Source organism: Actinoplanes sp. NPDC051494 (assembly GCF_044454705.1).
Taxonomy (GTDB): Bacteria; Actinomycetota; Actinomycetes; order Mycobacteriales; family Micromonosporaceae; genus Actinoplanes.
Map to the genome: position 1 here is coordinate 222049 of NZ_JBITDZ010000009.1, position 11770 is coordinate 233818.

Annotated in this window: 9 protein-coding genes; 7 read left to right on the forward strand and 2 right to left on the reverse strand. The window is 68.9% G+C overall.

Features of this window, described 5'->3' with window-relative positions; translation table 11 throughout:
* Positions 1-135 precede the first annotated feature (135 nt).
* Both ACIA6A_RS28575 and ACIA6A_RS28580 read left to right on the forward strand, forming a co-directional pair.
* A complete protein-coding gene (locus tag ACIA6A_RS28575; protein WP_396100976.1) occupies positions 136-2700 on the forward strand; it encodes a transglycosylase domain-containing protein in 2565 nt (854 codons plus the stop codon).
* Between the two features lie 128 nt (positions 2701-2828).
* The gene (locus ACIA6A_RS28580; protein ID WP_396100977.1) at positions 2829-4376 is read left to right on the forward strand and encodes a glycosyltransferase family 87 protein; all 1548 of its coding nucleotides are present in this window, start codon (positions 2829-2831) and stop codon (positions 4374-4376) included.
* A 51-nt stretch (positions 4377-4427) separates the two neighbouring features.
* Here the strand turns inward: ACIA6A_RS28580 and ACIA6A_RS28585 are convergent, their stop codons facing one another.
* Positions 4428-6953 (reverse strand): hypothetical protein, encoded by a 2526-nt coding sequence (locus tag ACIA6A_RS28585; protein WP_396100978.1) that lies wholly within the window; start codon positions 6951-6953, stop codon positions 4428-4430.
* A 906-nt stretch (positions 6954-7859) separates the two neighbouring features.
* Positions 7860-8636: a deoxyribonuclease IV gene (locus tag ACIA6A_RS28590; RefSeq protein ID WP_396100979.1), complete on the reverse strand. Its 777-nt coding sequence runs from the start codon at positions 8634-8636 to the stop codon at positions 7860-7862.
* A 126-nt stretch (positions 8637-8762) separates the two neighbouring features.
* On the opposite strand from ACIA6A_RS28590, the gene ACIA6A_RS28595 reads away from it, so the two are divergent.
* From ACIA6A_RS28595 to rplI, 5 genes are all read left to right on the forward strand, one after another.
* A complete protein-coding gene (locus ACIA6A_RS28595) occupies positions 8763-9752 on the forward strand; it encodes a hypothetical protein (protein ID WP_396100980.1) in 990 nt (329 codons plus the stop codon).
* A 294-nt stretch (positions 9753-10046) separates the two neighbouring features.
* Entirely contained in the window at positions 10047-10337 is a 291-nt protein-coding gene (gene rpsF, locus ACIA6A_RS28600) for a 30S ribosomal protein S6 (protein WP_396100981.1), read from the forward strand.
* Between the two features lie 67 nt (positions 10338-10404).
* A complete protein-coding gene (locus tag ACIA6A_RS28605) occupies positions 10405-10974 on the forward strand; it encodes a single-stranded DNA-binding protein (RefSeq protein ID WP_396100982.1) in 570 nt (189 codons plus the stop codon).
* A 39-nt stretch (positions 10975-11013) separates the two neighbouring features.
* Complete coding sequence (gene rpsR / locus ACIA6A_RS28610; protein WP_007073789.1) at positions 11014-11253, forward strand: 30S ribosomal protein S18; 240 nt, start codon at positions 11014-11016, stop codon at positions 11251-11253.
* 14 nt (positions 11254-11267) lie between these two features.
* Entirely contained in the window at positions 11268-11717 is a 450-nt protein-coding gene (gene rplI, locus ACIA6A_RS28615) for a 50S ribosomal protein L9 (RefSeq protein WP_396100983.1), read from the forward strand.
* Positions 11718-11770: the final 53 nt, after the last annotated feature.

Below are 11770 nucleotides of genomic sequence, written 5' to 3' on the forward strand. Positions count from 1 at the left end.
TCCACGCCTAACGACGATCCGTCCGGCTACGACGATCGTCCCGCGCCCGACGCGTACCGGCGGCCGTCCGGCTCCGCGCGCCCGGGTGCGAGCGGCTCGGCGCCTCGCGGTGCCGCGTCCGTCGGGTCGGCGTCCGTGGGCTCCGCCTCGGTCGGCTCCGCCGGCGCCGGCGGGCGGGCCTCCGTGGGAGGACCGGGCCGGGCGCCGGTCGGTGCGGGCACGGCGTCGGTGGGTGGCCGGGCCGCGGTGGGCGGACGTGCCGCGGTCGGTGGCGCCTCCGTGCCCGGCGGCGGTGGACGTGCCTCGGTGGCGCGCGCCGCGGTGCGCCCGGTGGATCCGGCGGCCGGCGGTGGCGCCGGTCCGGACGGCCCGGGTGGCAACGGCAAGAAGGGCAGCGCGGCCAAGATCCTGAACAAGGCGGCCAAGAAGCGCCGCCGGGCCAACATCCTGACCGCCGCGGCGGCTGTCCTGGTGATCATGGCCGGTGGCGGCGTGGTCGTGGGCACCTGGTTCTTCGACGGCGTGGATCTGCCGGCGCCGAAGACCGAGAACCAGATGAACGTCATCACCGACTCCAAGGGCCAGACGCTCGCCAAGGACGGCACCGACCTGATCGTGGTGCCGCAGGCCCAAACCAACAAGTACGTCCAGTTCGCGGTCGCCGCGGCTGAGGACAAGAACTTCTACACGCACAACGGCATCGACATGAAGGGCATCGTCCGCGCCGCGTGGAACAATTTCACCAACGGTGCGCAGCAGGGTGCCTCGACGATCACCCAGCAGTACGCCCGGCATGCGGCTGACCTGAAGGACATCAGCTACAACCGCAAGCTCCGCGAGGCTGTGATCGCGCGCAAGCTCGAGTCCGAGTACGACAAGAACACGATCATGGAGTTCTACCTCAACTACATCTACCTGGGCGAGGGCCGGTACGGCATCGAGGCCGCCGCCCAGGGGTATTTCGGCAAGTCGGTGCTCACGCCGCTGGACAACAAGAACGCCATCACGCCGGAGGAAGCGGCCGTCCTGGCGTCGATCATCAAGCAGCCCGAGCCGGACAGCATCACCGGGCACAAAGGCTTCGACCCCAACGTGAACCTGCCGGATGCCAAGGACCGGTGGGAATACACGATGAAGAACATGCTGGAGATGAAGTGGATCTCTCCGGAGCAGTACGCCGCCCGTAAGTACCCCAAGGTCAAGGGCAAGTCGACCAGCGCCTGCAAGACCTGCGCCGACGGCAAGCCGGTCGGCATGATCATGCGGCACGTCAAGGCCGAGCTCGCCGAGATGAACATCTCCGCGGACGACTACCAGCGCGGCGGCCTGCGGATCACGACGACGATCGACCCGGTGGTGCAGAAGGCCGCCGAGGAAGCCGGTTCCCGCAACAGCAAGACGTCGCCGCTGTACAAGCGCGACAAGAAGTACCAGTCCGCGGTCATCGGCATCGAGCCCGACAGCGGCCGGGTGCTGGGTTACTACGGCGGCGACAATCCGGCCGGTCTCGACTACGGCAGCTACATGAACGGCGACGGCACCGGCTTCTCCGGCAGTGGCCAGCCACCGGGCTCGACGTTCAAGATCTATACCTTGGCGGCCGGCCTGCGCGAGGACATCTCGTTCAAGACCACCTGGGACGGCACCAAGAAGAAGATCGACGGCACCGAGATCAGCAACGCGGGTGGCGACCCGGGCAAGATCTGTGGCGGCAAGATCAAATACTGTGACCTCGAGACCGCGACGATCCAGTCGTACAACTTCCCCTTCTACCAGATCGCCGAGGGGATCGGCGTCGAGAAGGTCGTCGAGGCCGCACGTGACGCCGGCATCAAGCACATCTTCAACAACGACAACAAGGTCGTCGATCTGACCAAGACCGACGCGGCCGACTGGAAGAAGAACTTCGGTCTCGAGATCGGGTTCGGGCAGTACAACATCTCCCCGCTCGAGCACGCCCAGGGCGTTTCGACGATCGTCAACGGCGGGGTGCGCCAGGAGGCCCACTTCATCAAGACGGTGAAGCGGATCGACCAGAGCACCGGCAAGCCCGTCGCGCTGAAGAGCGAGAAGCGCACCGGCAAGCAGGTCTTCCCGCCGGACCAGATGGCCAACCTCGAAGGCGTCATGGCCAAGATCCCCGACCACGCGAAAAATGTGCTTCGCAACGGCCGCGAGTCGATCGCCAAGTCGGGCACCTGGGAGTTCAACGACGGCAAGAACAAGACCGCGGGCAGCGGTGACACCTGGTTCGTCGGCGGGATCCCCCAGCTGGCGGCGACCGTGTGGGTCGGCGGCTCGAGCGGCAAGTTCGAGATGAAGGAGAAGGACGGCGGGGAGATGTTCGGCTCCGGCACCCCCGCCCAGATCTGGGAAGACTTCATCAACGCCGTCACCAAGGCGAAGGACATGAAGAAGGAAACTTTCCCGACGCCGGTGGACACGGGCAACAAGGACAGCGAACTCGCCACCGGCCAGGAACCCCCGCCGCCGCCTCCGGTCGTCCCGCCGACGCCGGAGAACAACGGCAACGCGATCTGCACCCTGTTCCCCGAGCAGTGCCAGAACGGCCAGCCGACGGGAAACACCGGTAACCAGGACAACGGGAACAACAACGGTGGCATCCAGTTCCCCGGCACCACCAACAACGGCATCAACAACGGTCAGAACGATGACGATGACGATGACGGGGACGGCTGACCAGCCCGACTGACGTGAACGGCGTGCCCACCGGCGACGGTGGGCACGCCGTTTCGCTTTCACCCGGTAATGGACCCGGACGGTCCGGGTCGCCCCATCCCGCCGCCGATGCGGCATGATGCCAAGTCATGAGCGCGCCTTCGTCGTCGGAGACCGACCGGACCGACCCGCCGGCCCGGCCAGGTCCCGCCACCCCGGCAGAACCGGCCGACCTTCCCGCCCACTCCGACGGCTTCATCCGAGGGCTGTCCCAGGCCATCGGCGGGCCCGTCGGCGAGCACGCGGTCAATCCCGCCGCTCGCCGCAGCCGCTTCTGGACCGCCCCGCGGATCATCATGGCGCTGCTCTGCATGACGCTGGCGTTCAGCTGGGTGCAGAAATCGCCCTGCCAGGACGGCAACTGGCAGGAGAACGTCCAGTACACCCGGTTCTGCTACACCGACGTCCTCGCGCTCTATTACGCCGAGGGGCTCAACGAGGGCAAGGTCCCGTACAAGGACCACGCCGTCGAATACCCGGTCGTCAGCGGCTACTTCATGGGCGCGCTCGGCCTGCCGGTGCACGAGCTCGGCGAGAAATACCCCGAGATCAACCAGGGCAAGTGGTTCTACAACGCCAACGCGCTGGTCCTGTCCCTGCTCGCGGTCGCCTCCGGCGCGGTGATCCTCGCCCTGCGCCGGCGCCGCCCCTGGGACGCCGCCATCTTCGCCCTCTCCCCGATCCTGCTGGTCACCACCACGGTCAACTGGGACTTCCTCGCCATCGGGCTCGCCCTGCTCGGGATGTACGCCTGGACCCGGCGCTGGCCACTTGTCGCGGGCCTGCTGCTGGGCCTCGGCGGGGCGGCGAAACTATGGCCGCTGTTCATCCTCGGCCCGCTGTTCGTCCTCGCCCTGAGATCCCAGCGCTTCAAACCGTTCCTGCTGGCGCTCGGCGGGGCGGTCTTCGCCTGGGTGGCCACGAACCTGCCGATCGCCGTGCTGTACCGGACGAGCTGGAACCGTTTCTTCGAGCTCAACGACACCCGGCCCATCGACTGGGGCACATTCTGGTACATCGGTCGCTTCCTCGACTCCAAGTGGAACAGCGGCGCACCGGGCGACCAGGGCCCGTTCCAATGGCTCAGCGACAACATCCCCACCCTCAACCACCTCTCGTACGCGCTGACGGTGCTGGCCTGCGCGGCGATCGGCCTGCTGTGCCTGCTCGCCCCCCGCCGCCCACGCCTGTCCCAGCTCGCGTTCCTGGTGGTGGCGGCCTTCCTGATCTTCAGCAAGGTCTGGTCCCAGCAGTACGTCCTGTGGCTGCTCCCGCTGATCGTCCTGGCCCGTCCCCGCTGGGGAGCGATCATCGCCTGGACCGTCGCGGAGATCGGCTACTTCACCGCGTTCTACGCCGAACTCCTCGGCGCCGGCGGCAAACCGGTCATCCCGGAGGGCACGTTCGTCCTGGCGTCGACGCTGCGCCTGGTCACCGTGGCGATCCTGGCCGGCCTGGTGGTCCGGGAGATCTGGCGCCCCGAGCTCGACGTGGTCCGCCACACCTACGACGACGACCCGGACGGCGGCCCCTTCACCGGCACCCCGGACGCGCCCTGGACGGTCGGTATCCGCCGCTGGCTCAACCTGGACCGCACCCCGGCCCCAGCCCCGGCCCCGGCCGACACCACCTCGTGAAAGAGCACAGGCCCGCCGGAACGTACCGGCGGGCCTGTGCTGTTTCTCAGCTCAGTTCAGGCGGAACAGCACCGACTCGTCGTCGAGGTCCTCCCGGGTGATCCCCAGGTTGTCCACCGGCAGGTCCCCCGCACGCGCCCAGGACGTGCCCGGGACCTCGGAACGCAGCAGAACCACCGTGCCGATCCCCTCGGAGCGCAGGAACCGGATGCTCGCCTCATCGGGGAACGACGCCACCGACCGGCGCAGCTCCGCCTGCCGCAGCGGGGCGAACCCGCCGGCGCCGTTGGCCAGATCCTGGAACCGGGTGGTCGACCAGAGCAACACCGTCTGATCGGCGAGCGCCGCGGTCGGCAACACCAGCATCGGTCCCTGCACCGTACGCATCGCGGCCGGCTGCACCGGCATCACCGGATGAGCGGTGGCATTCCAGCCTTCGAGCAGAACCAGCGCCAACGGCACGAACGTCGCCATCCGCAGCCACGGCCCCGGACCCGCCCCGGGCTGCACCCGGGCGGCGGCGAGCCCTTCGGCCCGCCGGACGAACTCGGCGACCGCCCCGGCCGCCAGAATCGCCAGGAGCAGCGTCACCCAGAGCATCAGCCGCCCCGGGATCCGAACCCCGAACGACGCCGGCAGATGACCGAAGAGCGGCAGATAGGTCCAGCGACCCTCGAAGAACGTCGTTCCCAGCGTGAAGATCGCACTGACCACCACGGCGCCGAGCAGCGCCAACCGCTGCCACACCCGCCACACCGAGAAGACCAGACCGACCAGCGCGAGCGCATAGAGCACGAACCCCGGCAGCAACGTCATCTCCGCGGGCCAGCCCAGCGTCCCCCGGGCCACCTCGTGCGGAACCCCCCAGATCCGCGACTCAGCCGGCCCGATCAGCAGACTCCGCACCGGTGCCGAGAAGAACGAGATCTCCGTCCCGGCCGGACCGGTTCCCGCCACCCGGAAGTACGGCACCGCGATGAGCGCACCGACCCCCACGAAGATCAGCACCCCCAACAGGTCGGCGACCAGCAACCGCCACCCGAGCCCAACCCTCACAGGCCCATCCCCGACCCGCTCCACGGCCGCGGGCGCCGGCTCGCTCACGGCCGGATCGGCACCGCCGGTCGCCCGGTCCGCCGCGGGCATCGCCACGGTGTCGTCCCTGGCCGCCTTCTTCTTGCGCGCCGGCTCGCCGGAGACTCTCGCGTGCGCGGGCGCCTTCCCCCGCCGGGACGCCGGTTCCTGACCGGATGCGGTTCCGCGCGCGAAGACGGACCTGCGCTTGCCGGACTTCTTGTCCCCAGGCCGCTTCCCCTGGACTGTCTCGTCAACATCCGGAAGCAACTTCCGGCTCCGCGCCGCCTCCTCACCAGCCGGTGCCTCCGCGCCGGTCGCCGCCCCAGCGCCGGTCGCAGCCCTAGCGCTGGTTGCTGCCTCCGCGCCGGTCGCTTTCTTCAGACCGTCCGCTGTCTCCGGACCGTCTGCTTTCTCCAGGCGGGCCGTCTTCTCCAGGCTGGGTGTTTCCGCCAGGCTGGCTGTTCTCCCCAAGCTGGCTGTCTCTGCCAGGCTGGCTGTTTTTCCCAAGCTGGCCGTTTCTGCCAGGCCGGTTGTCTTGTCGGGGCTGGGTGTTTTTCTCAGGCCAACTGTCTTTCCCCGGCTGGGCGTTTCCTCCAGGGCGGCCGTCGTCTCCGCGCCGGCCGTCTTCTTTGGATCGGTTGTCTCCCCGGCCGGGGGTAGTTCTGAGCCGGCGTTCGGCCCGGGATCGACCTCCTGACCGCGCCGGCGCCGGGATACGGTCTGCCGCCTGTGCCGGAGCGCCTTCCCGAGCCTGAACAGCCACCGGATCAATACCGCGGCCGCGACCACAACGATGATCAACCCGAGCGCGTAGGCGAACGGCAGCCCCAGCGAGAATCCCAAGGTCAGCTGCCAGGTCGCAACAGCCCAGCCCGCGACAGCCCATCCGGTACGCCGTTGAGCAGACCGGAATCCGCCCCGTAGCGACCAGCCGTGGCCTCGCGCCAGCATTGCCAGGGCCAGAGGGATGCCACCGGCGGAGAGGATGTCGAGGTGGCCCTCCTGCGCGAGCCTCCAGGGTGCGTATGCGAAGGCGACCGCCCCGACCAGCGCCGCGGTTCGTCCGGCACCGAGCTGGCGTACCAGCGCATAGCCGCCCATGGTCAGCAACGCGTGAGCGAGCACGAAGAGGATGTTGTAACGCAACACCGCGGCGAACGGTCCTTCGCCGAGCATCCCGGCCGGCGCGTATCCGAGCAGGCTGTCGCCGAAAGCGAAGCTGTAGTGCTCCGGGTAGAACGCGTTGGCCTGCCACAACCGTGCCGGGTCGGTCAGCAGCACATGCCCGGCCCAGGAAATCTGCCACGCCTGCCGCGCCGGATCCCAGATGTCCTGGGGCACGGTGTGCAGCGGATAGCGCAGGGTCGGCCAGGTCAGCACAATGGCGAGCAGCAACGAGCCGTAGATCGCGACGGCGTACTCGTGCCGCAGGGTCCGTCCGACCCGCCGGGCGCCGCGCCGGAACCGGCCGGGCTCGCGTTCGGTGGTCTGCGCGAACACGGTCCAGGGGTCCGGCGGAGACCCGGGAGGCCGGGCGGTGGGCAGCGCCGCCTTCCGTCGCCGCCGGAACCTTCCCCCCACCGAACCGCCCGCGTCGCCATCAGAGCGGGAACCGGCACTCTCAGCGGGTGAGCCAGCGGTGGAGGCTGAGTCGCCCGCAGAGCGTGAGCCGGCAGTGGGAGCCGAGCTTTCCTCCGCAGGTGAGTCGGCCTCCCCGGCCGGGCCGGATCCAGCGTTCGGGCCGGATCCAGCGTTCGGGCCGGATCCAGCGTTCGGGCCGGATCCAGCGGCCGAGCCGGATCCAGCGGCCGAGCCGGACTCAGTGGTCGGGCCGGACCCCGCGGCCGAACCGGACCCAGCGTTTGGGCGGGCGGCAGCGCCGACCTTCGCGGTCGGGTCAACCTCGGTGGTTGAGCCGGCCGCGAAAGCAGTTGAGCCGGCCTCAGCGGTTGAGTCACCCGCGGGGACGGTCGAGCCGGCCGCCGCGGTTGACGCGGCCTTGGCCGGGCTGTCGCTCTTGCCGCTGCGGCCAGCGGAGGCTGCGGCCAGCGGGACCGTTCGGTCCGTCAGCGGTGAGTTCAGGATCGCGGTGTCCGCCTCTGTAGAGGTCTGAGCCGGGTCCGCGCCGCGGTCGGGTTGGGACGGGACTGCCGGCCGTAGCTTCCGCTCGGGTTCGGCCGCCTCCGGCCGCTTGGCGGTGCGGGACCGTCGGAAGCCGGCCCAGCGGCGTACGCGAGAAGTCTCCACAGCGGACACCTCGGCCCCCGCGACCGGGCCGTCCGCGGCATCGTCCGTACGTTGCTGATCGGGGCCGGTTGGGTCCGGGGTTTCTCGGGAGCCGGTTCGCGGCTGGTCGGTCGTCATTCCGCTCCCTTGTGCCGGGCTGGATTCTGGTGCCGGGGCTGGTCAGTTGCCTGCTCTCTCGCGCAGCAGTGCGATGTCGGCGGACTGGCCCTCGATCCCGCCGGGCGTCTCGACGATCGCCGGGGCGCCGGAGGCTCGGATGGCGGCCACCACCAACTCGGGGTCGATCTTGCCATTGCCTAGGTTGTCGTGGCGGTCGCGGCCCGAGTCGAATGTGTCTTTCGAGTCGTTGGCGTGGATGAGGTCGATTCTGCCTGTGATGGCCTTCACTCTGTCCACGATGTCGAGAAGCTCTTCGCCGCCTGCGTGGGCGTGGCAGGTGTCGAGGCAGAATCCGGCTCCGAACTCGCCGACGGCGTCCCAGAGGCGGGCGATGTTGTCGAGGTGCCGGGCGATCGCGTGGTCGCCTCCCGCGGTGTTCTCGATGAGGACGGGGAGAGGGAGGCCGCCTTCCTTCTCCGCGTACGCGAAAGTCTTGCGCCAGTTGTCGAAACCGACCGTGATGTCGTCGCCGGCGTTGACGTGACCGCCGTGCACGATCAGCGCGCGGGCGCCGATCTCGGCAGCCGCGCGAGCGTGGCTGAGCAGCAGTTTGCGGCTCGGGATGCGAATGCGGTTGTTCAGCGTCGCGACGTTGATCACGTAGGGCGCGTGGATGTAGATGTCCACGTCGGACGCCTTGAGGGCCTCCGCGTCGGGGCGGGCCGCCGGGGCCTTCCAGCCCTGTGGGTCGGCCAGGAAGAACTGAACCGCGTCGGCTCCGCGGGCGGTGGCCGCGGCGAGGGGTTCGGCGGGATCTACATGAGCTCCGATGCGCATGGAAAAGAGCGTACGACGTGGGTACGACGCTCACCCGGTGTCGTCGTGGCACCACTGAGCGCGTCACCGTGCTGAACAAGACGTCGTTAACCGGGAGAATCAACCACGAAGCGGGGAGATGTTCACATGGCACGGCAAGTCCGAAACCGGGTGACAGCGATCGTGTTCGGCGGGTTTCTGCTGGGCGCGGCGGTGGCCACCACGGGTACGGCCAACGCCGGGCAGGTCGGGTCCGGCGGCCGCCAGGTCGTGTTCGCGGGTGGGGGCATGATGGGCCTCTCCTGCCGGTCCACCCCCTCGATCGAGTCCTTGACCGTGCCCGCCGAGAGCACGCTGCGGGTGGTCAACCGCACCGGCTGGGGCGCGAAGTTGCTGCTCAACGGTGATTCCAGGGGGACTGTCGCGGATGACGCCACGACCGAGGTGGTGTTCCGTCAGGGCACCACGGCCGTGCTGCTCGATCCCGGCTGTCCGATCGGTGAGCAGACCACGCCGGTGATGGTCACGGCGACCCCGACCACCACACCGTTCCCCGACGAGACGCTGACACCGCCGGAGCCCCCGGACGGTGAGGCCTCCGTCGACCCGTCGGACAGCGTCGAACCGTCGGCTTCCGGGCCGGACTCCGGGACGACGCCCGCGACGGAGTCCCCTGAGCCGTCGCCCACCACCGCCGAGCCGGGGCCGGTCAGCCCGCCGGCGCCGACGACCCACAGTCCGGCGACGTCCGGGACGTCCGGGTCGACGCGGACCGCCGCTCCCTTCGTGCCACTGGGCAGGAAGACCCCCAAGGTCAACACCGATCCCATGACGGGTACGGAGTCAGGTGGCGGTCCGGTGCTCTCCGGCATCCCGGCCGGTGACGAAAAGGTGGCGCTTGACGGCGTACCGGATATCGCACTGCCGGCGACCACGACCGAGGCCGCGCCGCCGCTGGATGCCGGATCCGATCGCCCGGTCGCGGCGGCGGAGCCGGTGATGAGGATGACGCCGATCACGCCGAGCCGGCCGATCGGGTTGCTGACGCTGGTGGCCGTGGTGTGCGTGCTGGGCGTCGGTACGGGGGCGATTCGGGCATTTGTGTCGGAACGTGCATCTCGGGCAAGTCTCGCGTAGACTAGCTGCACAAGCTCCGCGGGGCGGCCGTTCCAACCTCATCGGTGTGGTCGTTCCTCCCCAGGTCCCACCCAGCGAATGCGGACCGGGCGCCCCGCGGCTCCACAATTGAGAGCCTCGTCCACGGACGGGGCTCTCTTTTTGGTTGCCCAGCTCCGCACGGGTATGCTTCTCGGGTTCGCAGTGTGTGCGCCGTGGGGACATCCGACCCCGCGGTTTCTTTCTGCGGACGACACAAGACCTCCTGCCGCGGAAATTCCGTGGCCGTTCAAGCCCACAGGAGGTGAGAACGTCTTGCGTCATTACGAACTCATGGTGATCCTCGACGCTTCACTCGAGGAGCGCACCGTCGCCCCGTCGCTCGACACGTACCTGAACGTGATCCGGACCGCGGGCGGCTCGGTTGAGAAGCTCGATGTCTGGGGCCGTCGCCGGCTCTCGTTCGAGATCAACAAGAAGACCGAGGGCATCTACGCCGTCGTCGATCTGCAGGCCACCCCCGAGGCCGTGGCGGAGCTGGACCGTCAGCTGCGGCTGAACGAGTCCATCCTGCGTACCAAGGTCATCCGGCCGGAGACCCGCTGACGTTCGTTTTGTCGTAGGGGTCTGAGAACCTTTCCGACGAACAACGCCCAGCGGCGAGGAGAAGATCATGGCAGGAGAAACCACCATCACGATCGTCGGTAACTTGACCGACGATCCTGAGCTGCGCTTCACCCCATCGGGTGCGGCAGTCGCCAAGTTCCGTATCGCTTCGACGCCGCGGACCTTGGACCGGCAATCGGGCGAGTGGAAAGACGGCGAGCCACTCTTCCTTGCGTGCAACATCTGGCGTGAAGCCGCCGAGCACGTCGCCGAGTCGCTGCAGCGTGGCGCCCGGGTGATCGTGCAGGGCCGGCTGCGGCAGCGGTCTTACGAGACGCGCGAGGGCGAGAAGCGCACCGTTTACGAGCTCGAGGTCGACGAGATCGGCCCGTCCCTGCGCTACGCCACGGCGAAGGTGCAGAAGGCGAGCAGGTCCGGGGGCGGCGGAAGCGGCGGCGGCTTCGGCGGCGGCGGTGGTGGCAACCGGCAGCCCAGCAACGGTGGCGGCGGCGGTGGCGGGGGCAACTCCTCCTCCTTCGACGACCCGTGGGCCACGGCAGCCCCGGCCTCCGGCGCCAACCGCTCCGGCGGTGGCGGCGGCAGCAGCTCCTCATTCGACGACGAGCCTCCCTTCTAAGCCCCTTACCGGGCTTTTCCGAGTTCAGGAGTAAGAGCAATGGCTAAGGCTGCGGCACTTCGCAAGCCGAAGAAGAAGGTGAACCCGCTCGACAAGGACGGGATCACCTACATCGACTACAAGGACACCGCGCTGCTGCGCAAGTTCATCTCCGACCGCGGCAAGATCCGCGCTCGTCGGGTGACCGGCGTTACCTCGCAGCAGCAGCGGCAGATTGCCCGCGCGGTCAAGAACGCCCGTGAGATGGCGCTCCTGCCGTACACGGCGACGGCGCGCTGAGGGGCGGGACCGACATGAAGATCATTCTCACTCACGAGGTGTCGGGTCTCGGCACTCCCGGCGACATCGTCGAGGTCAAGAACGGCTACGGCCGTAACTACCTCCTGCCGCAGGGCTTCGCGATCCAGTGGACCAAGGGCGCCGAGAAGCAGGTCACGGTCATCAAGCGGGCGCGTGACGCCCGTGAGATCCGCGACCTGGGTCAGGCCAACGAGGTCAAGGGCCAGCTCGAGGGCCTCAAGGTCACGCTGACGGCGCGCTCCGGCACCGGCGGCCGCCTGTTCGGCTCGATCACCCCCGCCGAGATCACCGACGCCGTCAAGGCCGCCGGTGGTCCGTCGCTCGACCGTCGCCGCCTCGAGCTGCCGGGTCACATCAAGACCACGGGCTCGTACAAGGTCCAGGTCAAGCTGCACCCCGAGGTCACCGCGTCGTTCCCCGTGAACGTCGTCGCCTCGAAGTAACACCCGCTACACCGCGAAGAGCGCGCCGACCCTGCCGGGCCGGCGCGCTCTTT

Excerpts from the sequence above, each read along its gene's own strand:
- ACIA6A_RS28580 (WP_396100977.1), top strand. The coding sequence starts at position 2,829 with ATGAGCGCGCCTTCGTCGTCGGAGACCGACCGGACCGACCCGCCGGCC.
- ACIA6A_RS28590 (WP_396100979.1), bottom strand. The coding sequence starts at position 8,636 with ATGCGCATCGGAGCTCATGTAGATCCCGCCGAACCCCTCGCCGCGGCC.
- ACIA6A_RS28595 (WP_396100980.1), top strand. The coding sequence starts at position 8,763 with ATGGCACGGCAAGTCCGAAACCGGGTGACAGCGATCGTGTTCGGCGGG.
- ACIA6A_RS28605 (WP_396100982.1), top strand. The coding sequence starts at position 10,405 with ATGGCAGGAGAAACCACCATCACGATCGTCGGTAACTTGACCGACGAT.
- rpsR (WP_007073789.1), top strand. The coding sequence starts at position 11,014 with ATGGCTAAGGCTGCGGCACTTCGCAAGCCGAAGAAGAAGGTGAACCCG.
- rplI (WP_396100983.1), top strand. The coding sequence starts at position 11,268 with ATGAAGATCATTCTCACTCACGAGGTGTCGGGTCTCGGCACTCCCGGC.